Raw genomic sequence first — 23331 nt, 5'->3', positions numbered from 1 at the left:
CCATGAGCCAGCCCGTTGACAGTGCCGTCAGCGCCGTCCGTACGTACATCGAGCAGCACCGTGCCGCCTTCCTCGACGACCTCGCCGAGTGGCTGCGCATCCCGTCCGTGTCGGCCCAGCCCGACCGCGCGAGCGATGTACGCCGCAGCGCCGACTGGCTCGCCGCCAAGCTCCGGGAAACCGGCTTCCCGGCCACCGAGGTCTGGGAGACCCCGGGTGCGCCCGCCGTCTTCGCCGAGTGGCCCTGCGACGACCCCGAGGCGCCCACGGTTCTCGTCTACGGCCATCACGACGTACAGCCCGCCGCCCGCGAGGACGGCTGGGACAGCGAGCCTTTCGAGCCCGTCGTCCGTGACAACCGCCTCTACGCGCGCGGGGCGGCCGACGACAAGGGCCAGGTGTTCTTCCACACACTCGGCGTCCGCGCCCACCTCGCCACGACCGGCCGCACCGCCCCGGCCGTGCACCTCAAGCTGCTGATCGAAGGCGAGGAGGAGTCCGGCTCCCCGCACTTCCGGGCGCTGGTCCAGGAGCACGCGCAAAGGCTCGCCGCCGACGCGGTGATCGTCTCCGACACCGGCATGTGGTCCGAGGACACCCCCACCGTGTGCACCGGCATGCGCGGCCTCGCCGAGTGCGAGATCCGGCTGTACGGCCCCGACCAGGACATCCACTCCGGCTCCTTCGGCGGCGCCGTCCCCAACCCGGCCACGGCCGCCGCCCGCCTCGTCGCCGCCCTGCACGACGAGCACGCGCGCGTGACGGTCCCCGGTTTCTACGACGGCATCGTCGAACTCACCGACCGTGAGCGCGCACTCTTCGCCGAGCTGCCCTTCGACGAGCCGAGGTGGCTGCGCACGGCCAAGTCGTACGCCACCCACGGCGAGGCCGGGCACACGACGCTGGAGCGCATCTGGGCCCGTCCCACCGCCGAGGTCAACGGCATCGGCGGCGGCTACCAAGGCCCCGGCAGCAAGACGATCGTCCCCGCCTCCGCCATGGTGAAGCTCTCCTTCCGGCTGGTCGCGGGCCAGGACCCCGACCACATCGAGAAGGCCGTCCGCGAGTGGGCCGCCGAGCAGGTTCCCGCGGGGATCCGGCAGGAGATCACCTTCACCGGTGCCACACGCCCGTGCCTCACGCCCCTGGACCACCCGGCCCTGCAGTCCGTCGTCCGCGCCATGGGCCGCGCCTTCGACAAGTCCGTCCGCTTCACCAGGGAAGGCGGTTCGGGACCGGCCGCCGACCTCCAGGAAGTCCTCGGCGCACCGGTGCTCTTCCTTGGCATCTCCGTCCCGTCCGACGGCTGGCACGCCCCGAACGAGAAGGTCGAGCTGGACCTCCTCCTCAAGGGCGTCGAGACCACCGCGTATCTGTGGAGCGACCTCGCGGAGCACTGGCGCCATGCGCCCTGACCGTCCCGCGCCGCCCGGATCGGCGCGGCACGCGGGGCACACTGGAACAACCGTCCCGTACCGCCACGCCCTGCCGGACCCGGTCGCCTCCCGCCGTACGTCCCGCTGAACCGCCCACGAAACACCCTTTCCACCGGGGGAGTTGGAAGCACTCGTGACCACCTGGACCGACCAGACCGCCGACCGCCCCGTCTCGCTCACCGCCCCGAGCGGCATCGACCGGGCCGCCCACCACCGGCTCGACGAAGCCTGGCTCGCGGCGGCGTGGAGCCACCCCACCACCCGCTGCTTCGTGGTCTCCGGCGGTCAGGTTCTCATCGACGAGACGGCCGACGGGCGTACCGAACTCGTCATGACCCCGTCCTTCGAAGCACCCCTCACCGAGGCACACCGCTATTTCCTCGGTATCGACGAGGACGGCGTGCGCTACTTCGCCCTCCAGAAGGACGCGCTCCCCGGCCGCATCGACCAGTCCGCGCGCGCCGCGGGGCTGCGCGAGGCGGGTCTGCTCCTGTCGCCCCGCGAGGCCGGGCTGATGGTGCACGCGGTCGGCCTGGAGAACTGGCAGCGCACACACCGCTTCTGCTCCCGCTGCGGCGAGCGCACGATCATCGCGGCGGCCGGTCACATCCGCCGCTGCCAGGCCTGCGGCGCCGAGCACTACCCGCGCACCGACCCCGCCGTGATCATGGCCGTCACGGACGAGGACGACCGCATCCTGCTGGGCCGTCAGGTCCACTGGCCCGAAGGCCGCTTCTCGACGCTCGCCGGCTTCGTCGAACCCGGCGAGTCCATCGAGGCGTCGGTGCGCCGCGAGGTCTTCGAAGAGGCCGGCATCAGCATCGGCCAGGTCGAGTACGTCGCCAGCCAGCCCTGGCCCTTCCCGTCCAGCCTCATGCTGGGCTTCATGGCCCGCGCCACCTCGACCGACATCAACGTCGACGGCGACGAGATCCACGAGGCCCGCTGGTTCTCCCGCGACGAACTGCGCGCCGCCTTCGATTCCGGCGAGGTGCTTCCGCCGTACGGCATCTCGATCGCGGCCCGCCTGATCGAGCTCTGGTACGGCAAGCCGCTGCCGACGAGGAGTTTCGTCTGAGACGCGGGACGTGCCGGACCCGTACTGGAACCACAACGTCCACTACCACCCGGTCGTGCTCGCCGCCGTGCCGGACGGCTGCGGCGCGGCCCTCGACGTCGGCTGCGGCGACGGACTACTCGCGCGCAAGCTCGCGGCCAAGGCGCAATCCGTCACCGGCGTGGACCGCTCGCCGGAGATGATCCGGCACGCGCGCGAGAGTGCCCGGGAGTCCGGCCACGTGACGTTCCTCGAAGGGGACTACCTGGACGAACCGCGCCTGCCCGAGGAGAGCTACGGCTTCCTGAGCGCGGTCGCCGTCGTCCACCACGCAAAGATCGAGCACGCGGTGCGACGACTGGTACGGCTCCTTGCCCCGGGCGGGCGGCTGGTGATCGTAGGTCTGACGCGCGACCGGGCACCGCTCGACTGGATGATCGGCTCCCTGGGCGTGTCACTGAACCTGGTCCACCGGTTCCGCCGGGGCGAGGGCGGCCCGGCAGGCATGCCCATGGAGGACTCGGTGATGTCCTGGAGCGAGGTCCGGCAGGCCGCGCACCGCGTGCTGCCCGGATCGCGCTTCCGGCGCAGGCTGCTGTGGCCTACACGCTGGTGTGGGACAAACCACAAGATGGCGGCCCCTGAAACCACGTCAGGGACCGCCTGCCGACCACCACGTCAGTGCGGCCGTTACGCGCCGATCTTCTGCTTGACCTGAGCCAGCGAAGGGTTCGTGAGCGTCGACCCGTCCGGGAAGAGCACGGTCGGCACCGTCTGGTTTCCGCCATTCGCCTTCTCGACGAACGCGGCGGAATCCGGGTCCTGCTCGATGTTGATCTCGTTGTACGCGATGCCCTCGCGGTCCATCTGGCTCTTCAGCCGACGGCAGTAGCCGCACCACGTGGTGCTGTACATCGTCACAGTGCCCGGCATGTCTCTCGTGCTCCTTCGGCGGGTCGGAGAATGTGCGCTCGCAGTGGGAAACGTACGTGGAAGGGCCACCATTCCCAGCGGCCGGGGTTCGCCGGACGTGACGCCTGCCGCATTAGTACGACTACGAGTGCCTGCCTGTGGACAACCGCCTCACCCGTCTCGGCCGACCTGGCAGCATGGCCGTGTGACAGCAGCAACGCACTCCCCGCTCTTCCCGCAGACGCCGGGCTCTGCCGACGCGGTGCTCGAAGGGCTCGACCCCGAGCAGCGCGAGGTGGCCACCGCCCTCCACGGCCCGGTGTGCGTGCTGGCCGGCGCCGGCACGGGCAAGACGCGGGCGATCACCCACCGCATCGCCTACGGGGTGCGGGCCGGGATCCTCCAGCCCTCCAGCGTGTTGGCCGTCACCTTCACCAACCGTGCCGCAGGCGAGATGCGTGGCCGGCTGCGCCAGCTCGGCGCCGCCGGCGTCCAGGCCCGCACCTTCCACTCGGCCGCCCTGCGCCAACTCCAGTACTTCTGGCCGAAAGCCGTCGGTGGCTCCATGCCCCGGCTGGTCGACCGCAAGATCCAACTCGTCGCCGACGCTGCCGCCGCCTGCCGCATCCGCCTCGACCGCGGCGAGCTGCGGGACGTCACCGGCGAGATTGAATGGTCCAAGGTCACTCAGACCGTCCCCGCCGACTACGCGCCCGCGGCCGCCAAGTCCGGCCGCGAGTCCCCCCGCGCCCCGGCGGAGATCGCCCAGATCTACTCCGCCTACGAGGACCTCAAGCGGGCCCGCGGGGTCATCGACTTCGAGGACGTCCTGCTGCTGACCGTCGCGGTCCTCCAGGACCGGCAGGACATCGCCGAGCAGGTCCGCTCCCAGTACCAGCACTTCGTGGTCGACGAGTACCAGGACGTCAGCCCGCTCCAGCAGCGCCTGCTGGAGCTCTGGCTCGGCGAGCGGGAGAACCTGTGCGTCGTCGGCGACGCCAGCCAGACGATCTATTCGTTCACAGGAGCAACTCCCGACCACCTGCTCGATTTTCGCACCCGCCACCCCGGCGCCACCGTCGTCAAGCTGGTCCGCGACTACCGCTCCACTCCGCAGGTGGTCCACCTCGCCAACGGCCTGCTCGCCCAAGCCCGGGGCCGCGCCGCCGACCACCGGCTGGAGCTGGTCTCCCAGCGCGCCGCCGGACCCGAGCCCGTCTACACCGAGTACACCGACGAGCCCGCCGAGGCCGAGGGCGCCGCCCGCCGCATCCGCGAGCTCATCGACGCAGGCAGCCGGGCCAGCGAGATCGCCATCCTGTTCCGCACGAACTCCCAGTCCGAGACCTACGAACAGGCCCTCGCCGACGCCGGAGTGCCCTACCAGGTGCGCGGTGCCGAGCGGTTCTTCGACCGCCCCGAAGTGCGCAAGGCGGGAGTCGCGCTGCGCGGCGCGGCCCGCTTCGGCGGCAACGACTCCCTTCTCGACGACGCCGTCGACCTGCCCTCCCAGGTGCGGGCCGTGCTGTCGGGCGAGGGCTGGACCACTCAGCCCCCGGCCGGCTCCGGGGCCGTCCGAGAACGCTGGGAGTCGCTGGCCGCCCTGGTGAACCTCGCGCATGACTTCGCCGCCTCCAGAGCCGGCGCCACCCTGAGCGACCTGGTGGCCGAGCTCGACGAACGGGCCGTCGCTCAGCACGCCCCGACCGTCGAGGGCGTCACGCTCGCCTCCCTCCACTCGGCCAAGGGACTGGAGTGGGACGTCGTTTTCCTGGTCGGTGTCGCCGAGGGCATGATGCCGATCACCTACGCAAAGACCGACGAGCAGATCGAGGAGGAACGCCGCCTCCTCTATGTCGGGGTCACCCGCGCCAGAGAGCGCCTGCACGTCTCCTGGGCCCTGTCCCGTGCGCCGGGCGGCCGTCCGAGCCGCAGGCCCAGCCGCTTCCTCGACGGCCTGCGCCCGGGCTCGGCGGGCGGCGCCGGGCGGAGTGCCGCGGTCGGCTCCGGGGGAGTCGAGCGCGGCTTCACCACCACCAGCAGGGCCGGCGCCGTCCCGCGACGCACCCAGCGCACCCCGGCGCGCTGCCGGGTGTGCGGGCGCACGCTCACCGATGCCGGTGAGATGAAACTGATGCGCTGCGAGGACTGCCCGTCGGACATGGACGAGGGGCTTTACGAGCGGTTGCGCGAGTGGCGTGCGGTCCAGGCGCAGCGCAGCGGGCAGCCCGCCTTCTGCGTCTTCACCGACAAAACACTGATCGCGATCGCCGAGGCCGTCCCCGACGACGACGGGGAGCTGGCGCGGATCCCTGGGGTCGGGGCGCGCAAGCTCAACCGCTACGGAGCCGATGTTCTGGCGATCTGCGCAGGCCAGGACCTCGGGGGAGAAGAAGTTGAAGGCTGACGCGAACTCGTCGAGAAAATAGTTTGCGCATGCCCCAGCAATCCCCATAGGTTCGTAGCCACGAGGACGGAGGCCTTCTCGGAGGCCCCGCTTTCGTGCTGTACTTGCATATCCGTCGGACTGGTTCACCCCGGTCCCTCTAGACGCCGAGAGGAGGCGATTCCAGTGATCAGCATCAACTTCAGCTCCATCAGCACCGTCAAAGTGACCGATCGCTCGGTCGTCTCCACGTGCATCCTCGGCGCCTCGAACCCGGGCACCGGTCTGTCCGGCATCCGTGCCGTCCGTCCGGCCTCCTCCGTGTCTCTCGCGGCCCTTCCCGTCCGGGAGCGCAATGAGCGACCGACCAAGGCACTGGAAGCAGTAAAGGCACAGGCGCATGTCTATGCCTTTGCGCCCGCCGGTGCCGGAAGCCGGAAGCAGACGACGCAGCACCACCAGATGTGGGCCTTCCGTGGGCCAGAACCCTGGAGTGATCCAGCCTGATCGTCGATCAGGCCGGCGCCTTCAGGGCCGCGGAACCCCATCCGGGATCCGCGGCCCTTCTGTTTGTCCCCGAACGGGGACGACGGAGCGAAGGGGCCTCGGGACAAGAAAAGAACCCGGTACCAGCCGCCACTCGGCCCAACAGGGCCGAAACGACAGACGAGGAAGACGAACCGTGCAACTCGAAGCGCACGCCCCGTCCGTACCGCCTTCCGAAACGATCCCCCCGCCCGGCCTCACGGAGGACTCCCCCTTGATCCCGCTCACTGCGCTCACCGCGCTCGACGACGCCATCGAGAACCTCGGCGTACCCGTCCCCTGCCGTTCGTACGACCCGGAGGTCTTCTTCGCGGAGTCCCCGGCGGACGTCGAGTACGCCAAGTCCCTGTGCCGCACCTGCCCGCTGGTCGAGGCCTGCCTCGCCGGTGCCAAGGAGCGGCGTGAGCCCTGGGGCGTCTGGGGCGGCGAGCTGTTCGTCCAGGGTGTCGTCGTTGCCCGGAAGCGGCCGCGTGGCCGCCCGCGCAAGAACCCGGTCACGGCATGAACACCCTGGGAACCATCGACCGTCCTTTCACGCACGACCCCAAGAAGCAGGCCCCGATGAAGCCGTCCGCATACGACCCCGCAGGCACCGCGCCTGAAGACCTCACCAGCAGTGGCGCGATCGACTCGCGCCAGAACAGGACCCGAGAGATGCAACTCATCCCAGAAGCCCTCGCTCGCGCGCATATGCACGAGCGACTGCATGAGGCCGAGCAGGAACGCCGGGCCGTGCGCCTGGCGACCGCTCGCCGGATGCAGCGCCGGGCGGAGCGCGCCTCGCTGCGTGCTCGCCGTGCGCTCGCCCTGGCCGTCATGCAGTAATCCCGAACACACCTGAAGCGGTGGCCTCCCGGTAAGGGAGGCGAAGCTCCCCGGCGGGGGCCGGTCCGTCCGAACGGACCGGCCCCCGCAGTGCGTTGTGCCGGCCGACGCCCGTCACGGGGATATCGTCAGCAGGGTGACGAGTCTTCCCGGAGGCAGTGACGACGACGGCTCCGCCGAGCAGCCCGAGGCCCTTGTGTGTGCCCGGTGCGGCACCGCGGCCCAGGCACCGCAGCCCACCTGGATGTGCTCCGTGGAGAACGGCGTGCGCCAGTACTTCTGCGACACCTGCTCCCGGGAAAACCTCAGGGCGATCGAGGGGCGGCTGGACTCGGCCTGGTGGTGAGACCTCCGAGGAACCTCACGCCTCCGCCGCCGGCTTCTCCTCCAGGCCTTCTTCCAGGCCCTCCTCCGGCACGAACCCGGGCAGCCACTCCTCCAGCTCCTCGCGCAGCCGCACTGTCGAGCCCAGCTGGCACAGCACGCCGATCGTGCTCAACGTCACCCGGTGGATGAGTAGATACGCCGGGGGCAGGTTGATCTGCTTGCCCAACTGGTAGGCAGGGGAGCGCGGATCACCGATCCGGGTCGCCTGGCTGCGCATCCAGCCGCGATTGAAGGTGAACTCCTCGACCTGGGCCGGTTCGATGATCGGCAGGAGGTAGTCGAGGACGGCGTCCGGGTCCAGCTCTATGGACTCCTTGACGAAGCCCTCGGCGCACAGGAGCTCATAGACGGCTTCCGCCTCGCCGTCGAGCGTCATCCGCAGGGACCTGCCGATCGTGGCCGGCAGGCCGCCCGGAAGGCGGTCGACCGTGCCGAAGTCCAGGACGCCCAGGCGCCAGTCGTCCTCGCCTTCCGGGCCGCCGGGCACGAGGCGGAAGTTGCCCGGGTGAGGGTCGGCGTGCAGGAGCCCGGTGCGGGCGGGGCCCGAGAAGAGGAAGCGGGCCAGGAGCTGGCCGGCCCGGTCGCGCTGCTCCTGGGTGCCGTCGGCGATCACCTCCGACAGCGGGACGCCGTCCAGCCATTCCGTTATCAGCACCTGGTCGCACTGATGGACCACATCGGGCACCACGACGTCCGGATCGCCGGCGAACTCCTCGGCATGCGCATGCTGAGCCTGTGCCTCCAGGCCGTAGTCCAGTTCCTCGGAGACCCGGTCCCTGAGCTCCGCGATCAGCGGCTTGATGTCCACGCCCGGGATGAGGGGGCCCAGCAGCCGGGCGAATCGGCTCAGTTGGTTCAAGTCAGACAACAGCGCCTCGCCCGCCCCAGGGTACTGCACCTTGACGGCCACCTCACGGCCGTCGCTCCACACCCCGCGGTGCACCTGGCCGATCGAGGCGGCCGCCGAGGGCTTGTCCTCGAACTCGAGGAACAGCTCCTGCCAGTTCTCGCCGAGCCGCTCCTCCAGCACCGCGTGCACGGTGCGTGTGGGCATCGGAGGCGCCGCCTCCTGGAGTTTCGTCAGGGCCGCGCGGTAGGGGCCGGCGATCTCCTCGGGGAGGGCCGACTCGAAGACGGACAGGGCCTGGCCGAACTTCATGGCCCCGCCCTTGAGCTCGCCGAGCACCTTGAACAGCTGCTCGGCCGTGCGCTGTTGCAGCTCGCGGCCGACCAGCTCGGCGGACTCGCCGACGATCCGCTTGCCCAGTCCCCAGGTCGCCCGTCCGGCGAAACCGAGCGGCAGCGCGGCGAGCTTGGCAGTACGGGTGACCGCCTTGCGGGGAAGATCAGACATGCGCCCTCCAGGTCCCAGCCAGCCGCGCCGCGTGGGTCGTGCGGCGTAACTCCTTCGACGGTTGTTGCTCCGCCATTGTCTCGTGTGACTCCGCTTCCTTGGGTGTGTGTTCCCCCTTACCTTTCTCCGCTGCCCCGCAAGGACATGCGGGGTGCCCCCAGACCGGCCGCGCATGCCAGTGGAGGGCGGGCAGCGAGACCTCCCAGCGTGCGCCCGCACTGGACGGAACCTGGCCGTCCAGGAAGGCCAGCGCGTGCGCGGCGGCAAGGCCCGCGACCGTAGTGGCCAGCGCCAGATCGCAGGACCGCACCTTGCGCTGTGTACCGGAGCGCCACTGGGCAACCAGACGGGGCCAGGCCTGGTCACGGTCCGTGCGGGCCTCGTGCAGACAGCCGGCGCAGCCCGTCTCACCCGGCAGCACGAACGGGCCGACCATCCCGGTCGCCTCCACCACGCCGACGTACAGATGGGGTGTGCCCGAGGTGATCAGCGGATCGGCGGCGGACGGGACGGGTGCGTGCACGTCGACGTCGTCCCGCGGGGCGAGGATCACCAGGGACAGGCCGGGGTCCTCGCCCTCGGAGGGGGTGCGGGTGCCGCGGCGCGGTGGGCGGTCCGGCGCCGACCGGCGTACGGCCCGCCGCGCCGCCTCCTCCCTGCGGTCGCCGACGGACTCGGCCGGCAGCCCGCCCGGCGCGACGTCCCCCGGCTCGACCGAGCCGACGTCGCGCACCTCGACCTCGCCGACCCCGGCGCCGGAAAGCAGCGAGGCGAGGACAGCGCCCACCCGGCCGGCACCCCTGACCTGGACGCGCAGGGAGCGGCGGGCGGCCAGGAGCCTGATCGCCTCGCCCGGTGCGGACGTGGTCAGGGAGAGTGAGGCCAGGTCGGGGCCCAGCCGGTCGAGCACCTCTTTCTTGGCGCGCAGTGTCTCGGCGGCGGGGCCGCCGCCCTTGGCGTCGTCGACGAGTCCGGCCCGTGACAGCCGCTCCACCAGCGCGTCGACATGCCCGTCCGGCAGGTCCATCCGTCGGCCCTCCTCCCGCAGGAGCGGCAGCCCGCGCGTGCCGTTGAGCAGGTCCAGAAAGCTGCCCGTCGCCGTGTCCATCGGACCCAGCGTCAGCGCGTGCGCCGGGGTCATCCCGAACTGCACGGTGTTGAGATCCCGCCAGCCGCGCCGGAGCGCGGGCTTCACGAGCGGAACCAGCGGAACCGTCGAAACCGGCGGAACCGGCGGAACCATCGGATGCGGATCCAGCGACTGCATGACAGGCCCCCGTAGCCCTCGTAGCCCTCGTAGCCCTTGAAGAACATTCCCGCCTGCCGGCGGAGGTCGGTCGCGGCTCCGCCGGCTGTGCCAGCATGCCCGGGCCCGCCACCCGGCGCCGAAAGTTGTCCACAGGCGGTGGATATTCGTCGTACAAGTCAGTCGCATGAATCAAACGCATGTGGGGATCGGAAGCGAACCGCCCCGGAGTCGGGACTTCCCGCGTGCGCAACGGGTAACGTCGGGGCGTGCCCGCCGACCCACTGCACCGCGCCGGAACACCACAGCGCAGTACGACGAGCCTGCCGCCGAGCGGCTCGGGGGCGAGCGCGATCGAGGTGCGCAGGAGTTCCCGTCGACGCCGGACGGTCTCCGCGTACCGCGAGGGCGATCGCACCGTGGTGCTCATCCCTGCCCGGATGTCCGAGGCCGAGGAGCAGCGCTGGGTGAGCGTCATGCTCGACAAGCTGGCCGCGCAGGAGAGCAAGCGAATCCTCGGTGATGCCGAGCTGGCCGAGCGGGCGCAGCGCCTGTCGACCCAGTACTTCGAGGGCCGGGCCCGGCCGAACTCGGTGCGCTGGGTCACCAACCAGAACACCCGCTGGGGCTCGTGCACCCCCTCCGAGGGCAGCATCCGGCTGTCGCACCGCCTGCAGGGCATGCCCGAGTACGTCGTCGACTACGTCCTTCTGCACGAGCTCGCGCATCTGCTGGTCCCCGGGCACGGGCCCCGCTTCTGGCGGCTGCTGGAGGCCTATCCGCGCACCGAGCGGGCCCGGGGATATCTCGAAGGAGTCGTGGCCGCCGAGCGGTTGCCCCACCTGCCGGACGTGCGCGGGGAGTGACCGCGGCCCCGCGTGGGATTTCGTACCGGATCTGTACCGAGATCCTCCGGTGTCCGAGTTTGCCGTTAGCCTGTCGCGACGTACTTGCATTCGGGATGGGGGACGGTCGTTACGCATGGCCAGGGAATTCCAACGCGGCCACAAGGCCAAGATCAGTGACCTCACCGCGGGCACCGATCTGTACGTGGGTGTACAGATCTCCGGCCCCGGGCTGACCTTCGACATCAGCTGCTTCGGTCTCGACGCCGACGAACGGCTCTCGGACGACCGGTACTTCGTCTTCTTCAACCAGCCGAAGTCCCCCGAGGAATCCATTCAGCTGCTGGGCGCGCAGGCGGGCGACACGGAGGCCTTCAGGGTCACCCTCGACAAGATCCCGCCGCAGATCCACAAGCTCTCGTTCACGGCGACGATCGACGGCGCCGGACAGATGTCGCAGATCGCCCCGGGATACGTCCGTATCGTCGCCGGGGGCGAGGAGGTGGCCCGGTACTCCTTCGGCGGCAGCGAGTTCTCCACGGAACGTGCCGTCATGCTGGGCGACCTCTATCTCAAGGACGTGTGGCGGTTCGCCGCGGTCGGTCAGGGCTTCGACGGCGGCCTCGACGCGCTGCTGAAGAACTTCGGCGGAGAGGTCGCCGAGGAGGAGCCCGCCCCCGCCGCCCCGCCGCAGACCCAGGCACCGGCCTTCGCACCTCCGCAGGCCGCCGCGCCTCCGGCGCCTCCCGCCCCGGCCCCGGCGCCCGACTTCGGAACCCCCGCACCGGCGGCCCCGTCCGTCCACTCGGCTCCGACGATCGCCGGGACCACTCCGCCCGCCGGATTCGGTACTCCGCCCGGCGTCCCGCCGCAGGCGCCTCCCGCGCCGACGAGCCCACAGATGTTCTCGCCTCCTGGGGCACCGGCTGGTCAGTTCACGCCTCCGGGCGCACCCGCCGGTCAGTTCTCGCCTCCGGGCGCCCCCGCGGCCTTCCCGGGCCAGGGCCAGCCCTTCGGCGGCGGCACGACGATCGCGCCGGTGCCGCCCGAGGCGAACGTCCGCGTCGTCCTGACGAAGTACGCGGAGGCCCCCGTAGGGGACCGCTGGACGGAGCAGAACCCGCAGCTCGTGCGGGCCACGCTCACCAAGGGCGCCCCCATCCTGGCCAAGCAGGGCAGCATGGTCGCCTACCAGGGCGACATCGACTTCGCCCACAAGGGCTCCGGGCTGCTCGGCAAGCTCACCGGGGCGCTCACCGGCCAGGGCATGTCCCTGATGCGCTGCGCCGGCGACGGCGAGGTGTTCCTCGCCGACGAGGCCAGCCGGGTGTTCGTCATCCGACTCCAGGGCGAGCAGATCTACACCAGCGCGCAGGGCGTGCTGGCCTTCGACGAGGCCCTGGACACCGAGGTGCGCCGCATCGAGGGTGCGGGGCTGCCGGGCGGCGGCCTGTTCAGCATGCTCTTCTCGGGGACCGGCGCGGTCGCGGTGAAGACCCGCGGCGTGCCGGTCGTCATCCCGGTGGGCCCGGCCACCTACGTCGACGGCAACGCCGTCATCGCCTGGTCCGCCGGTGCGCAGGCCGTCACCACGACCGCGCTCAGGCTGCGCCGCTCCGGGTACTCCCGGCAGAGCTCGGAGGCCGTGAACCTCCAGTTCCGCGGCGCTCCCGGCAACTTCGTCGTCGTACAGCCCTTCGAGGTGTGAGGCCCATGGACACCCAGACTCTCAGCGCGCACCGCGCCGCTTCGACCGGCGTCCGGATGACGGTGCACAGCTCCAAGACGCTCAAGGTCACCATGGCCACCGGTCACGATCTGCTGGCCAAGGCCGGCTCGATGATCGCGTACGAGGGCTATGTGCAGTTCGACGGGCCGCCGGCCACCCTGCGCCGTTCGGCGGAGGAGATGGTCACCGGTGAGGGTGGCAAACTGATGCTGTGCCGCGGCGACGGCGACCTCTACCTCGCCGACTACGGGGGCGACATCCTCGTCCTCCACCTGAACGGCGAAGCACTTTCGGTCAACGGCGCCACGCTGCTGGCCTGCGACGCCTCGCTGGAGCTGGCCATCGAGCCCGTCAAGGGGCTCGCCAAGCTGTCCGGCTCGGGCCTGACGAACCTCGTCATCCGGGGCACCGGGTGGGTCGCGCTGGTCAGCCGGGGCATTCCGATGGCCCTGGACTGCGCCGAACGGGAGACGTACGTCGACCCGGACGCGCTGATCGCCTGGACGACCGGCCTGGACATGAAGGCGCGCCGCACGGTCAAGGCGAGCGCCCTCATCGGCCGGGGCAGTGGTGAGGCCTTCCAGATCGGCTTCAAGGGACAGGGCTTCGTGGTCGTCCAGCCGAGCGAGGACACCGGCGACCGATTCAAGATCCGGGGCTGAAGGGAGCACCACGCACATCATGCACAGCACACTCTTCGCACACGTCCCGGTGGAGTCCACCGGCCGCTACACCCTGCAGAACCCGCAGCTCCTCAAGACCGACGTCACCCAGGGCAGCAGTGCCGTCCTCGCCCGCCAGGGCGCCATGGTGGCCTTCGAGGGGCAGGTGGAGTTCGACAGCCAGTACCGCAACCGCAGCTGGCGCAACGTCGAGCGGATGACCGGCGAGCGCCTGGAACTCATGCGCTGCAAGGGCAACGGCGTCGTCTACCTCGCCAACCTCGCCCAGCACCTGCACATCATGGAGGTCGGCCGCGGCCTGACCGTCGACAGCTCCTACGTCCTCGCCTTCGACGGTTCCCTGGGCGTCGGCATCGTCGCGGTCGACAGTGCCGTGGAGATCGCGTCGGCGGGGGCCTACAACCTGGAGCTGTCCGGTTCCGGGCAGGTCGTCCTCATGACCTCGGGCGAGCCGCTGGTGATGGAGGTGACCCCGGAGAAGAACGTCTGCTGCGACGCGGACGCCGTGGTTGCCTGGTCCACGTCCCTGCGGACCCAGCTGCAGGCCCCGACCTCCACGTCCGCCGTGTGGCGCCGCAAGGGCTCCACCGGCGAGGGCTGGGAGATGCAGTTCTCCGGCACGGGACACGTCCTCGTACAGCCCAGCGAGCTGCTGCCGCCGCAGCATCTGCGCAACTCGGGGATGCTCGGCCAGTTCAACATGCGAGGGAACTCCCTCGGGGGAAGCAACGCCTGAGCCTCCGGCACCGCCCGGGAGGCAAACGTAAGGGGCGACCGCCATGGCGGTCGCCCCTTATACACGTTCAGAGCCTGGCGCGGGTCGCGTCCAGCAGTCGTACGACCGACTCGTCCGCCACGGCCGCCACCTCGTCGTATCCGAACCAGCGCACGTCAAGAGACTCGTCGCTCACCGCGTGCGCCGCGCCGGGCGGGGCGACGACCGCGTACTGGACGTCGAAGTGGCAGTGGCACGGCGGCGGGATCGGATGCCGGTCCAGGCGCACCGGACCGCCCCTGAGCAGCGTCAGCCCCTCGACGCCGGACTCTTCCGTGGCCTCGCGCAGGGCCGCCGCCTCCAGGGAGGCGTCCTGCGGCTCGCAGTGGCCGCCCGTCTGGAGCCACATGCGCAGCTTCTTGTGGAGCGTGAGCAGCACCCGCCCGCGCTCCGGGTCGATCACCAGGGCGCTCGCCGTGAGGTGACCGGCCCGGCATGCCTTCCACATGCCGTCCGGGTGTGCCGCGAGGTGGTCCAGGTAGGCCTGGCGCAGCTCTTGCTGGTCCTCGTAGCCCTTCAGCACGAGGACCGCGTCGTCGTACAGGCTCACTCGGTGTCGTCGCCCTTGTCCGCGTCCTTGGAGTCGTCCTTCTTCTTGAGGTCGGGCTTGCCGGCCGCCTCGCCGAGCATCTTGTCCAGCTCGGAGAAGTCCAGCTGCTCGCGGTGCACGAAGCCGTCCGGGTCGTCCAGGTCGGAGGCCGTGGGCAGCATGTCCGGGTGGGCCCACAGGGCGTCCCGGCCGTCCACACCGCGCGCGTCGGTGAGCGAGGCCCACAGACGGGAGGCGTCCCGCAGGCGGCGCGGGCGCAGCTCCAGGCCGATCAGCGTGGCGAACGTCTGCTCCGCCGGGCCGCCCGAGGCGCGACGGCGACGCAGGGTCTCGCGCAGCGCGTCCGCGGACGACAGGCGCGGCTTCGCGGCCGCGTGGACCACCGCGTCCACCCAGCCCTCGACGAGAGCCAGGGCCGTCTCCAGACGAGCCAGGGCGGCCTTCTGCTCGGGCGTGTCCTCCGGCTGGAACATGCCCTGCTGGAGGGCGTCCTGCAGCTGCTCGGGGTTCTGCGGGTCGAACTGGCCGACCACATCCTCCAGCTTGGCGGTGTCGACCTTGATCCCGCGCGCGTAGCCGTCGACCGCGCCGTACAGGTGCGAGCGCAGCCACGGCACGTGTGCGAAGAGGCGCTGGTGGGCGGCTTCCCGCAAGGCGAGATACAGCCGCACCTCCTCCTTCGGCACGCCGAGGTCCTTGCCGAACCCCTCGATGTTCACCGGCAGCAGCGCGGCCTTGCCGGCCGGACCGAGCGGCAGGCCGATGTCGGTGGAACCGAAGACCTCGCCCGCGAGCACGCCGACGGCCTGCCCGATCTGCGTGCCGAACATGGCGCCGCCCATCGAGCGCATCATGCCGATCAGCGGGCCGGCCATGGCCTGCATCTCCTCCGGCAGGACGTCACCCATGGCCGCGCCGACGCGCTCGGCGACCGGGTCCACGAGCTCCTTCCACGCGGGCAGGGTCGCCTCGACCCACTCCGCGCGGCTCCACGCCACCGCGGAGCCCGCGCCCGACGGCAGGGACGTCGCGTCGTCCAGCCACAGGTCGGCGAGCCGGACGGCCTCCTCGACGGCGGTGCGCTCGGCCGGGCCGACGCTCGCGTCCTTGGTGCCGTCAGCGGTGCCCTGGGAGACCGTCTGGCGGGCGATCTGTTTGGCCATGTCCCAGTTCACCGGGCCGCCCTCGTACGAGAGCATCTGGCCCAGCTGCTGGAAGGCGGCGCCCAGGTCGGTGGGGTTCAGCGAACCGAACATCGCGGCGAGGGGATTGTCCGCACCGGGGCCGCCAAAGCCTCCGGCACCGGGCAGCCCGCCGAAACCGAACGGGTTGGCCGGCCCCTGACCACCACCGCTCTCCTGGTCCTTCTTCTTGCCCTCGTCGCCGTCGTCCGGCTCCTCCGGCGGAAGGCCGAATCCGAATGGGGTGTCACTCACGGGATTCCTCGGCTGGTAAGGCCGTCGGTTGTCCGACGGCACGGCTGCCCGATAACACCACCCAGCGTAGACACCATGGGCGCTTCGGGCCTCGGTGCTTCGCCGACTCTCGGCCTGCGGCAGGATGGATGCCACCTGGTACGTACGCGTCACGCGCGTTCGTACTGAAGACAACCGCTGGAGACGCCCGGTGAGTTCCCCAGATCCGCAGGTTCGCGCAGCGCGAAACCACTCAACCACGTCCGGTGTGCGCGGGCCCGTCGTCGCGGTCACCGGTGCCGCGTCCGGAGTCGGCGCACTGCTCACCGAGCGGCTCGCCGCGTCGGACGAGATCAAGCAGGTCATCGCCATCGACGAGCGGCGCGGCGAGTGCGCGGCGGCACAGTGGCACATCCTCGACGTGCGGGATCCGGCCATCGCCGAGAAGCTGCGCGGCGCCGACGTGGTCGTGCATCTCGCGCTCGACCTGGACCTGGAGACCGACGCGGCCGCCCGTACGGCCTACAACGTACGGGGGACACAGACCGTGCTGACGGCTGCCGCGGCGGCCGGGGTGCACCGGGTCGTGCTGTGCACGTCGGCCATGGTCTACGGCGCTCTGCCGGACAACGAGCTGCCGCTCTCCGAGGACGCGGAACTGCGGGCCACCGCTGAGGCGACCGGGGTCGGTGACCTGCTGGAGATCGAACGGCTCGGGCGGCGCGCCCCGCGGGCGCATCCGGGGCTCAACGTCACCGTGGTCCGGCCGGCCGTGCTGGTGGGGGAGACGGACACCGCCCTGACCAGGTATTTCGAGTCCCCTCGGCTGCTGGTCGTGGCCGGCTCGCGGCCCGCTTGGCAGTTCTGTCACGTCGAGGATCTGTGCAGCGCTCTGGAGTACGCCGCCCTGGAGAAGGTCGACGGGGAACTCTCGGTCGGGTGCGACGGCTGGCTGGAGCAGGAGGAGGTCGAGGAGCTCAGCGGCATCCGGCGGATGGAGCTGCCGTCCGCCGTCGCTCTGGGGGCGGCGGCCCGGCTGCACCGGATCGGGCTGACGCCGTCCCCGGCGGGGGACCTGGCCTACACGATGTACCCCTGGGTGGTGAGTGGGAGCCGGCTGCACGACGCGGGATGGCGGCCGCGGTGGACCAACGAGGAAGTGCTCGCGGAACTCCTGGGGGAGGTCGCCGGGCGGCACACCGTGGTCGGGCGGCGGCTCGGGCGCAAGGACGCGACGGCGGCGGGCGCCGCGGGGGCGACGGTGGCTCTGCTGGGCGCGGCGGCGGTGGTGCGGCGGGCGCGGAAGGCTCGGCGGCGAATCTGAGGCGTGCGGGGAGCGTCCTCGTGAGGTGCGCGGCGTGAGGGCCGGGCGGGGGTGGGTCGCGCAGCCCGGCGCTGACGGGGTGCCGCCTGCGCCCACCCGTGCCGCCCTGCGGCACGTCTGCCCGCAGGCCGACGAGGGCGAGACTCCAAACCCGTACGCGTGCGTGCCGGGCGATAACGCCACTCCCCGTTGTTCGCGGCGTGCGGCACGATAGGGGCATGGCACCCACACACGACCACCCCGGTGAGCAGGCCGCACAGGATCCCATCAAGCTCCTCGCCGTCCGGGAGACGCCTCTGTCCCTGGACGAGGTGTTCCGGGCCGTCGGGGACGATGCCGCGGGCGGGACCGCGCTGTTCGTGGGGACCGTGCGCAATCACGACGGGGGTGCCGACGTCGACGAGCTGGGCTACTCCTGCCACCCCAGTGCCGAGGCCGAGATGCGGCGGATCGCCGAGAAGGTCGTCGCCGAGTACCCGGTGCGGGCCCTGGCCGCGGTGCATCGGATCGGCGACCTCCGGGTCGGGGACCTCGCCGTCGTGGTCGCCGTGTCGTGCCCTCACCGTGGAGAGGCCTTCGAGGCCTGTCGGAAGCTGATCGACGACCTCAAGCACGAGGTGCCCATCTGGAAGCACCAGAAGTTCTCCGACGGCACCGAGGAGTGGGTCGGCGCCTGCTGACCCGCCTCACTCCCCGTGACGCGTTTTCCGGTTGCGTAACCGCACCCCTGGCGTGAGCGTTGTCAGTGCGGATGGTTAATCTGCTGATCAGTCAGGCGTGGTCACTCATCAGGACAGGGAGGACGGCATGGCGGCGCTCGCCTGGTTGTTGATTCCGCTTGCGGCTGCGATCGGCGCCGGTCTCTGGGGCAGTTGGGCCACGCGGACCAGAAAAGCGCGCAGCGACGGCCCCGAACTCGACGGGTACGCCCGCTTCCGTGCCGCCATGGAGAAGCCCCGCTCCGGTACGTGACCCGGACGCGGCCCTGACGGTGCGCTGACAGAGGCGTCCCGTACTGTCGTGCCATGCCACGCCGCACCGCGACGATGCTCGCCTCCACCCTGATGCTGATCGGGCTCCTGTGCGCGGGAGTCTTCGTCAACGTCCCCTATGCGGAGATGTCACCGGGTCCGACGGTGAACACGCTCGGGGACCACGGCGGCGAGCCGGTGCTGCAGATCTCGGGGCGGAAGACGTACACGACGAGTGGGCATCTGAACATGACCACCGTCCGGGTGACCAGCGCGGACTACAAGATGAACCTCGTCGAGGCCGTCTACGGATGGCTTGCGCACGACAACAAGGTCGTGCCCCACGACACCCTCTACCCGGACGGCAAGACGGAGGAGCAGTCCACCCAGGAGAACGCCGAGGAGTTCAGCCAGTCCCAGGAGAGCGCCAAGGTCGCCGCCCTGGAGCAGCTGGACGTGCCGGTGCAGTCCTGGGTGATCGTCTCGACCGTCGTCAAGGACTCCCCGGCCGAGGGCAGGCTGCACGCCGGTGACGTGATCAAGGCCGTCGACGGCACAGCGGTGAAGGAGCCCGACGACGTCGCGAAGCTGGTCACCAAGCACAAGCCCGGCCGGGACGTCGTCTTCACGATCGTGCCCGCCAAGGAACAGGCCGCCGCCGAGAAGGAGAACAGGGCGCCGACCGGGACCCAGGACATCACCATCACGACGAAGACGTCCGACGACGACGGCGACAAGCGTGCCATCGTCGGGATCTCGGCGGGGACGGACCACACGTTCCCGTTCACCATCGACATCAAGCTCGCGGACGTGGGCGGGCCAAGTGCCGGGCTGATGTTCGCGCTCGGGATCTACGACAAGCTCACCCCGGGCAGTCTCACCGGCGGCAAGTTCGTGGCCGGCACCGGGACGATCGACGACGACGGCAAGGTCGGCCCCATCGGCGGCATCGAGATGAAGACCGTCGGCGCGCGCAGCAAGGGCGCCCAGTACTTCCTCACTCCCGCCGACAACTGCGCGGCCGCCGCGAGCGACACCCCCGACGGGCTCACCCTCGTCAAGGTGAAGACCATCGACGACGCCCTCGGCGCCCTCAAGGACATCCGCGCCGGCGACGCCGCCGACCTGCCGAAGTGCACGACCAAGGGCTGACGAGCTCGGGTCTGTACGCGGCTGGGGGCGCCCTTCACACAGAAGGACGCCCCCATCGCCGTACCGGAAGAACTCAGTCCTCGAACGTCGCCGACAGCGCCTCGGCAAGGCCGGGCACCAGGTCGCCGCCCGTGAGGACCTCCGTCGGTGAGTCCTTCTCGCGCAGTCGCAGGGCCGAGTCGCGTGCCCCGTCCCGCAGGACCGCTACCGTCATGCGGACCTCCTGACGGTCCGGATGCCCGGCCACCCACTCGGCGAGCTTCTTCTCGGTCAGCCCTTCCGGGACGGACGCCTCCGCCGACGGCGGCAGCATCAGGCGCTCCACCGTGAGCGCGCAGCCGACCACGGCGTCGGGCCAGGCGATCGTGCCGAGGAACTCGTCGAGCGGTTTGCCCGCGGGGATCTCCTCCTGCTCGATGGGGGTGAGGCCGGTGGTCTGCTGCTCCGCGTCGAGGCCGAGCTGGGCCGCGAGGGCGGGTTCCTGGGTGCGCAGCCGGGCGGTGTCTACGAGGGCGAAGAGGCGGGCGGGCTGGTCCCAGCCGAGGCCGGAGGTGTACTCGTCGATCTCGAGAACGGCCCGGGTGAGCGGGCTCGCCGCCATGGGGGTGTTGGACATGGTCACAATCCTCTCTCGTTCAGGGCCGGAATCGGGAACCGAGTAAAGCGTGAGTAAGTTGCATAGGTGAGGGCCTACGATCACGTGGCCCATGCACGGCCCGTGACGACGCGGGTCTGACGGACCAACAGCGAACTTCGAGGTGCGCACCTTGGCTTTCCAGATGCCGGACCGCGGCGGAGGCCCGACGGGGCCACGGATCAGAGTGGGCCGCCCGTCCCGGCGTGTCCGGACCCTGCTCATGACACTGGGCGTGCTTGCCGTCCTCGGCATGGCGTTCACCATGTTCGCCGGGTTCTGGACGGACTGGCTCTGGTACCGGTCGGTGAACTACTCGTCCGTGTTCACGACCACCCTGTGGACCAAGATCGGACTCTTCTTCGTCTTCGGCCTGCTGATGGCCCTGGCGGTCGGCCTCAACATCTGGCTGGCCCACCGGCTGCGCCCGCCGCTGAGCGCCATGTCGATGGAGCAGCAGAGCCTCGACCGCTACCGGATGGGCATCGCGCCGTACAAGAGGTGGCTGCTTCTCGGGATCACCGCCCTGGTGGGCCTCATCGCCGGCGCCTCGGCATCCAGCCAGTGGCGGACCTGGCTGATGTGGGTCAACGGCGTGCCCTTCAACCAGAAGGACCCGCAGTTCCACCTGGACGTCTCCTTCTACGCCTTCGACCTGCCCTGGTACCGGTTCCTGCTCGGCTTCGGCTTCGCCGCCGCGATCCTCTCCGTGATCGCCGCCGCGCTCACCCACTACCTGTACGGCGGGCTCAGGGTCACGTCCCCGGGCGCGCGGGCCACGGCCGCCGCGACCGGGCACCTGTCGGTGCTGCTGGGCATCTTCGTCGCCCTGAAGGCGGTCGCGTACTGGCTCGACCGGTACGGACTGGCCGTGAAGTCCAGCGACTTCAAGGCCACCGACAGCTGGACCGGCCTCAGGTACGTGGACGCCAACGCCTACCTGCCGGCCAAGACGATCCTGTTCTGCATCGCGGTGATCTGCGCCGTGCTGTTCTTCGCCACCCTGTGGCGGCGGACCTGGCAGCTGCCGGTGATCGGGTTCGGCCTGATGGTCCTGTCCGCCATCCTCATCGGCGGCCTGTACCCGGCGATCGTCCAGAAGTTCCAGGTCCAGCCCAACGAGCAGGCCAAGGAAGCGCCGTACGTCGCGAAGAACCTCAAGGCGACGCGTGAGGCCTACGGCATCGACGACACCAAGGTCACCGAGTACGCGGGCAAGCCCACGACCACGGACAAGACCAAGCTGCGCGACGACGTGGACGGCGCGGCCAGCATCCGCGTCATGGACCCGAACGTCGTCTCGCCGACGTTCCAGCAGCTCCAGCAGATGCGTAACTACTACGCGTTCCCGACCAACCTGGACGTCGACCGTTACAGCAAGGACGGCAAGGACCAGGACACGGTCATCGGTCTGCGTGAGCTGAACCTCAACGGCATTCCGAAGAACAACTGGATCAACGACCACTTCCGCTACACCCACGGGTACGGCGTGGTCGCCGCCAAGGGCACCACGGCCGACGCCGAGGGCCGTCCGGTCTTCACCGAGTCCGACCTGCCGTCCCAGGGCGACCTCGGGACGTACCAGCAGCGGGTCTACTACGGCGAGAAGACCACCACCTACTCGATCGTGGGCGGTCCCCAGAAGGAGATCGACTACTCCGACGACAGCGGCGAGAAGACCTTCAGCTACACGGACGACAGCGGGGTCAACCTCTCCAGCCCGGTCAACCGGGCCGCGTACGCGGTGGCCTTCAGCGAGCCGCAGATCCTGTACTCCGGAGCGATCGGCGAGGGGTCGCGGATCCTCTACAACCGCACGCCCAAGCAGCGCGTGGAGGCGGTGGCGCCCTGGCTGACCATCGACGGCGACGCCTACCCGGCGGTCGTGGACGGCAAGATCCAGTGGATCGTCGACGCGTACACGACGACGAACGGCTACCCGTACTCCTCGCGTACGACCCTCGGTGACACGACGGCCGACTCGCTGACCGCGACGAACAACTCGCGTGCGGTGGTGGCCCAGCAGAACCAGGTCAACTACATCCGCAACTCGGTGAAGGCGACCGTCGACGCGTACACGGGCCAGGTCAAGCTCTACCAGTGGGACACCCAGGACCCGGTCCTGAAGACCTGGATGAAGGCGTTCCCGGGCACGGTGAAGGCCAAGAGCGACATCTCCGAGCCGCTGATGGCCCATCTCCGGTACCCGCAGGACCTGTTCAAGGTCCAGCGCGAGCTGCTCAGCCGCTACCACGTCGAGGACGCGGACACGTTCCTCAGCGGCAGCGAGGTGTGGCAGGTGCCGAACGACCCGACCAACAAGTCGGGTGACGCGGTGCCGCCGTACTACCTGAGCATGAGGATGCCCGACCAGTCGGCGCAGGCGTTCTCGCTGACGACCACCTTCACGCCCAACGGCCGGGACAACCTCAGCGCGTTCATGGCGGTCGACGCGGAGGCGGGCACACCCGACTACGGCAAGATCAGAATCCTGAAACTGCCGACCAGTACGACCGTCAACGGGCCCAAACAGGTGCAGAGCCAGTTCAACTCCGAACAGGACATCGCCGAGTCCATCAGACTTCTGCAGGGCGGCGACTCCGAGGTGGAGTACGGCAACCTGCTGACGGTGCCACTCGACGGAGGACTGCTCTACGTGGAGCCGGTCTACGTACGCGGTGGTGGACTCAAGTACCCGCTGCTGCGGAAGGTGTTGGTGTCCTACGGAGGCAACACCGCCTTCGAGGACACTCTCGACCAGGCCCTCAACAAGGTCTTCGGTGCGCAGGGCCCGACCACCGAGCCACCGGACGAGGGCGAGGAGGACGGCGGTACGACCACACCACCGCCGACATCCGGCAACCCGACGGTCCAAGCCGCGCTGGACGACGCCCAGAAGGCCTTCGACGCCGGCCAGGAAGCCCTGAAGAAGGGTGACTGGGAGGCGTACGGCCGGGCCCAGAAGGACCTGGAGGACGCACTCCAGCGGGCCGAGGACGCGCAGGCCGCAGCCGACAAGACGGGTGGTGGCAGCACCAGCAGCCCCCGTCCCGGCGGCAGTCCGAGCCCGAGCGGCAGCCCCGACAGCGGCTGATCAAAAGCCC

23 protein-coding genes are annotated in these 23331 nt (G+C 70.3%); 17 read left to right on the top strand and 6 right to left on the bottom strand.

Annotated features, from left to right (window positions below; all coding sequences use genetic code 11):
- The first annotated feature begins 2 nt into the window (after window positions 1–2).
- The 3 genes from KUM49_RS26685 to KUM49_RS26675 all read left to right on the top strand — a co-directional run bounded on the left by KUM49_RS26685 (window position 3) and on the right by KUM49_RS26675 (window position 3211).
- Window positions 3–1415 (top strand): dipeptidase, encoded by a 1413-nt coding sequence (locus KUM49_RS26685; protein ID WP_217239485.1) that lies wholly within the window; start codon window positions 3–5, stop codon window positions 1413–1415.
- Between the two features lie 154 nt (window positions 1416–1569).
- The gene (nudC, locus tag KUM49_RS26680; RefSeq protein WP_217239484.1) at window positions 1570–2514 is read left to right on the top strand and encodes an NAD(+) diphosphatase; all 945 of its coding nucleotides are present in this window, start codon (window positions 1570–1572) and stop codon (window positions 2512–2514) included.
- A 10-nt stretch (window positions 2515–2524) separates the two neighbouring features.
- Entirely contained in the window at window positions 2525–3211 is a 687-nt protein-coding gene (locus KUM49_RS26675; protein WP_308406754.1) for a class I SAM-dependent methyltransferase, read from the top strand.
- Here the strand turns inward: KUM49_RS26675 and KUM49_RS26670 are convergent.
- A complete protein-coding gene (locus tag KUM49_RS26670) occupies window positions 3184–3426 on the bottom strand; it encodes a mycoredoxin (RefSeq protein WP_115906059.1) in 243 nt (80 codons plus the stop codon). The two genes, KUM49_RS26675 and KUM49_RS26670, sit on opposite strands and share 28 nt — an antisense overlap.
- Window positions 3427–3610: 184 nt before the next feature.
- Between KUM49_RS26670 and KUM49_RS26665 the strand changes: the two genes are divergently transcribed.
- From KUM49_RS26665 to KUM49_RS26645, 5 genes are all read left to right on the top strand, one after another.
- Complete coding sequence (locus KUM49_RS26665) at window positions 3611–5812, top strand: ATP-dependent DNA helicase UvrD2 (RefSeq protein ID WP_217239483.1); 2202 nt, start codon at window positions 3611–3613, stop codon at window positions 5810–5812.
- A 165-nt stretch (window positions 5813–5977) separates the two neighbouring features.
- The gene (locus KUM49_RS26660) at window positions 5978–6298 is read left to right on the top strand and encodes a hypothetical protein (protein WP_217239482.1); all 321 of its coding nucleotides are present in this window, start codon (window positions 5978–5980) and stop codon (window positions 6296–6298) included.
- Between the two features lie 175 nt (window positions 6299–6473).
- On the top strand, window positions 6474–6842 hold the full coding sequence (locus KUM49_RS26655) for a WhiB family transcriptional regulator (protein ID WP_217239481.1): 369 nt from the start codon (window positions 6474–6476) through the stop codon (window positions 6840–6842).
- Window positions 6839–7162 (top strand): hypothetical protein, encoded by a 324-nt coding sequence (locus KUM49_RS26650; protein WP_217239480.1) that lies wholly within the window; start codon window positions 6839–6841, stop codon window positions 7160–7162. The genes KUM49_RS26655 and KUM49_RS26650 overlap by 4 nt, the downstream gene beginning before the upstream one ends.
- A gap of 136 nt (window positions 7163–7298) precedes the next feature.
- On the top strand, window positions 7299–7508 hold the full coding sequence (locus KUM49_RS26645; protein ID WP_217239519.1) for a hypothetical protein: 210 nt from the start codon (window positions 7299–7301) through the stop codon (window positions 7506–7508).
- Between the two features lie 15 nt (window positions 7509–7523).
- Here KUM49_RS26645 and KUM49_RS26640 read toward each other — a convergent pair whose 3' ends face one another.
- Window positions 7524–8903 (bottom strand): AarF/ABC1/UbiB kinase family protein, encoded by a 1380-nt coding sequence (locus KUM49_RS26640; RefSeq protein WP_217239479.1) that lies wholly within the window; start codon window positions 8901–8903, stop codon window positions 7524–7526.
- A complete protein-coding gene (locus KUM49_RS26635; protein ID WP_217239515.1) occupies window positions 8896–10110 on the bottom strand; it encodes a TOMM precursor leader peptide-binding protein in 1215 nt (404 codons plus the stop codon). Before KUM49_RS26635 ends, KUM49_RS26640 begins: the two co-directional genes overlap by 8 nt.
- Before the next feature lie 308 nt (window positions 10111–10418).
- On the opposite strand from KUM49_RS26635, the gene KUM49_RS26630 reads away from it, so the two are divergent.
- From KUM49_RS26630 to KUM49_RS26615, 4 genes are all read left to right on the top strand, one after another.
- Window positions 10419–11015, top strand: coding sequence for a M48 family metallopeptidase (locus KUM49_RS26630; RefSeq protein ID WP_217239478.1), 597 nt, complete (start codon window positions 10419–10421; stop codon window positions 11013–11015).
- A 115-nt stretch (window positions 11016–11130) separates the two neighbouring features.
- On the top strand, window positions 11131–12702 hold the full coding sequence (locus KUM49_RS26625; RefSeq protein WP_217239477.1) for a TerD family protein: 1572 nt from the start codon (window positions 11131–11133) through the stop codon (window positions 12700–12702).
- A 5-nt stretch (window positions 12703–12707) separates the two neighbouring features.
- Window positions 12708–13385, top strand: coding sequence for an AIM24 family protein (locus KUM49_RS26620; RefSeq protein ID WP_217239476.1), 678 nt, complete (start codon window positions 12708–12710; stop codon window positions 13383–13385).
- Between the two features lie 19 nt (window positions 13386–13404).
- Window positions 13405–14142, top strand: coding sequence for an AIM24 family protein (locus KUM49_RS26615; RefSeq protein WP_217239475.1), 738 nt, complete (start codon window positions 13405–13407; stop codon window positions 14140–14142).
- 67 nt (window positions 14143–14209) lie between these two features.
- On the opposite strand, the gene KUM49_RS26610 is transcribed toward KUM49_RS26615, so the two are convergent.
- Both KUM49_RS26610 and KUM49_RS26605 read right to left on the bottom strand, forming a co-directional pair.
- Window positions 14210–14731, bottom strand: a complete 522-nt coding sequence (locus KUM49_RS26610) for an NUDIX hydrolase (RefSeq protein WP_217239474.1) — start codon at window positions 14729–14731, stop codon at window positions 14210–14212.
- Complete coding sequence (locus KUM49_RS26605; protein WP_217239473.1) at window positions 14728–16167, bottom strand: zinc-dependent metalloprotease; 1440 nt, start codon at window positions 16165–16167, stop codon at window positions 14728–14730. Before KUM49_RS26605 ends, KUM49_RS26610 begins: the two co-directional genes overlap by 4 nt.
- 190 nt (window positions 16168–16357) lie before the next feature.
- On the opposite strand from KUM49_RS26605, the gene KUM49_RS26600 reads away from it, so the two are divergent.
- The 4 genes from KUM49_RS26600 to KUM49_RS26585 all read left to right on the top strand — a co-directional run bounded on the left by KUM49_RS26600 (window position 16358) and on the right by KUM49_RS26585 (window position 19593).
- A complete protein-coding gene (locus KUM49_RS26600) occupies window positions 16358–17470 on the top strand; it encodes an SDR family oxidoreductase (protein ID WP_217239472.1) in 1113 nt (370 codons plus the stop codon).
- 218 nt (window positions 17471–17688) lie between these two features.
- Complete coding sequence (locus tag KUM49_RS26595; RefSeq protein WP_217239471.1) at window positions 17689–18150, top strand: molybdenum cofactor biosynthesis protein MoaE; 462 nt, start codon at window positions 17689–17691, stop codon at window positions 18148–18150.
- Between the two features lie 97 nt (window positions 18151–18247).
- The gene (locus tag KUM49_RS26590) at window positions 18248–18442 is read left to right on the top strand and encodes a hypothetical protein (RefSeq protein WP_217239518.1); all 195 of its coding nucleotides are present in this window, start codon (window positions 18248–18250) and stop codon (window positions 18440–18442) included.
- Window positions 18443–18495: 53 nt separating this feature from the next.
- Window positions 18496–19593 carry a PDZ domain-containing protein gene (locus KUM49_RS26585; RefSeq protein WP_217239470.1) on the top strand — a complete coding sequence of 366 codons (1098 nt, stop codon included), beginning with the start codon at window positions 18496–18498 and terminating at the stop codon, window positions 19591–19593.
- Window positions 19594–19666: 73 nt separating this feature from the next.
- On the opposite strand, the gene KUM49_RS26580 is transcribed toward KUM49_RS26585, so the two are convergent.
- A complete protein-coding gene (locus KUM49_RS26580; protein ID WP_217239469.1) occupies window positions 19667–20209 on the bottom strand; it encodes a PPA1309 family protein in 543 nt (180 codons plus the stop codon).
- Between the two features lie 163 nt (window positions 20210–20372).
- On the opposite strand from KUM49_RS26580, the gene KUM49_RS26575 reads away from it, so the two are divergent.
- Window positions 20373–23321 (top strand): UPF0182 family protein, encoded by a 2949-nt coding sequence (locus KUM49_RS26575; protein WP_217239514.1) that lies wholly within the window; start codon window positions 20373–20375, stop codon window positions 23319–23321.
- Window positions 23322–23331 lie beyond the last annotated feature (10 nt).

This window comes from Streptomyces sp. AC555_RSS877 (assembly GCF_019049245.1).
GTDB lineage: Bacteria > Actinomycetota > Actinomycetes > Streptomycetales > Streptomycetaceae > Streptomyces.
Note: the sequence above shows the minus strand (reverse complement) of the source record. Positions and strands in the feature narration are given on the sequence as shown.

What these genes read in the sequence shown, in the direction of transcription:
- KUM49_RS26580 (WP_217239469.1), bottom strand. Translation starts at nt 20,209, where the DNA reads ATGTCCAACACCCCCATGGCGGCGAGCCCGCTCACCCGGGCCGTTCTC.
- KUM49_RS26595 (WP_217239471.1), top strand. Translation starts at nt 17,689, where the DNA reads ATGGCACCCACACACGACCACCCCGGTGAGCAGGCCGCACAGGATCCC.
- KUM49_RS26670 (WP_115906059.1), bottom strand. Translation starts at nt 3,426, where the DNA reads ATGCCGGGCACTGTGACGATGTACAGCACCACGTGGTGCGGCTACTGC.
- KUM49_RS26620 (WP_217239476.1), top strand. Translation starts at nt 12,708, where the DNA reads ATGGACACCCAGACTCTCAGCGCGCACCGCGCCGCTTCGACCGGCGTC.
- KUM49_RS26615 (WP_217239475.1), top strand. Translation starts at nt 13,405, where the DNA reads ATGCACAGCACACTCTTCGCACACGTCCCGGTGGAGTCCACCGGCCGC.
- KUM49_RS26640 (WP_217239479.1), bottom strand. Translation starts at nt 8,903, where the DNA reads ATGTCTGATCTTCCCCGCAAGGCGGTCACCCGTACTGCCAAGCTCGCC.
- KUM49_RS26625 (WP_217239477.1), top strand. Translation starts at nt 11,131, where the DNA reads ATGGCCAGGGAATTCCAACGCGGCCACAAGGCCAAGATCAGTGACCTC.
- KUM49_RS26650 (WP_217239480.1), top strand. Translation starts at nt 6,839, where the DNA reads ATGAACACCCTGGGAACCATCGACCGTCCTTTCACGCACGACCCCAAG.
- KUM49_RS26585 (WP_217239470.1), top strand. Translation starts at nt 18,496, where the DNA reads ATGCCACGCCGCACCGCGACGATGCTCGCCTCCACCCTGATGCTGATC.
- KUM49_RS26575 (WP_217239514.1), top strand. Translation starts at nt 20,373, where the DNA reads ATGCCGGACCGCGGCGGAGGCCCGACGGGGCCACGGATCAGAGTGGGC.
- KUM49_RS26685 (WP_217239485.1), top strand. Translation starts at nt 3, where the DNA reads ATGAGCCAGCCCGTTGACAGTGCCGTCAGCGCCGTCCGTACGTACATC.